This window comes from Streptomyces sp. MnatMP-M17, assembly GCF_900091995.1.
GTDB lineage: Bacteria > Actinomycetota > Actinomycetes > Streptomycetales > Streptomycetaceae > Streptomyces.
The window spans coordinates 1-1,210 of sequence record NZ_FMDK01001264.1 but is presented as its reverse complement, the minus strand read 5'-3'; the positions used below and the strand labels follow the sequence as shown (position 1 = coordinate 1,210).

General features: G+C 71.0%; 1 protein-coding gene. It reads right to left on the bottom strand.

Translation table 11 applies throughout. From position 1 onward, the window contains the following. Positions 1-60: 60 nt before the first annotated feature. A partial coding sequence (locus GA0115259_RS38430; RefSeq protein ID WP_141716904.1) for a phosphatase PAP2 family protein occupies positions 61-1,210 on the bottom strand: 1,150 nt, incomplete at its 5' end.

The following is a 1,210-nucleotide window of genomic DNA, read 5'->3' as shown; positions in this document are numbered from 1 at the left end:
CGCCTCTCGGGGATCAGCGGGATCCTGCCGCGGCCCCATGGGCCGCGGCAGGTCCGGCGGTTACCTCGTGCCCAGCGCCCCGACCGGACGGTCGTCGCGGTCCGTGAGCTGGAACCCGACCGTGTAGGTCCGGGTGACCGAACCGTTGGCCGAGGTCACCCTGATCGTGCGGGTGGTGAACCGGGACCCGGTCGACGAGAGGACCGAACTGCCGTCGGTAACCTTCACCCGCGCGCCGGACCGCGCCGGTACGGCGGAGACGGCCGGGATCTTCTTGTTCTTCGGCCAGTCGACGACGTACGTGGACACGGCGGGGTCGAACCCGTCGATCGCGACGCCTCCGACGGTGATCGCCTCGGCGTCGGCGACACTGGCCTCGGTGGCGTCCGAGTAGTTCGTCACCGTGACCGACCCGTCGGCGTTGACGACGACGTGCGCCGACATCGCGGCCGCCAGGTTGATCCGCTCCCAGCTCGCTCCGCCGTCCCCGGTGAGGTCCAGCGGGGAGCCGGAGTCCGTCGCGGTCTGCTCCAGGATCTGGGTGCGCTGCGCGGTGGTGAGGTCCGGGAACGCCGTGATCAGCAGGGCCGCCGCGTCGGACGGCGTCCTGAGAGGCTGCCCGGACTTCCCGACCCGGGAGAACCCGTAGTCCAGGCGCCGCGTGTACAGATCGACGTGCTGCGCCGTGCTCAGGCCCGCGTAGGAGTCGCCCTCGCAGGCCGCGAGCGTGTCGCCATAGCCCTCCTTCTCGCACTGCGCGAGCAGCACGTTCTCCATCTCGCCGTGGGCCTGGGTCAGCAGCTTCGCGAAGTCGGGGTCCGCCCATCGGTGTGCGACGGTGGCCTGTCCGGCGATGCGCCCGCCCATGACGTCGAGCGGGTAGTGGAAGCCGAGGACGATGCGGTTGTTCCCGTACTCCGAGGTGCGCGCGAGGATCGACGGCGCCAGCTCAGGCAGGAGCGTGGCGAGGACGGTCCCCGCTTCGTAGCCGTCGTAGGTGTGGCCGCTCGGGTACGAGCCGCTGGTGGCGAGGCTGCCGTACGAGCCGTCCTGTGACTCGTAGATGTCGCCGCCGTCGCCGACGAACCCGAGCCGCACGTACGGGCGCGGGTAGGCGTAGTGGTTCTTCGCCGCGTCGACCCGGTCGAGGTTCTTCGTGACGCGGGAGAACAGTGCGCTGGTCTTCGGCAGCCGGCCGCCGTTCCGGGCG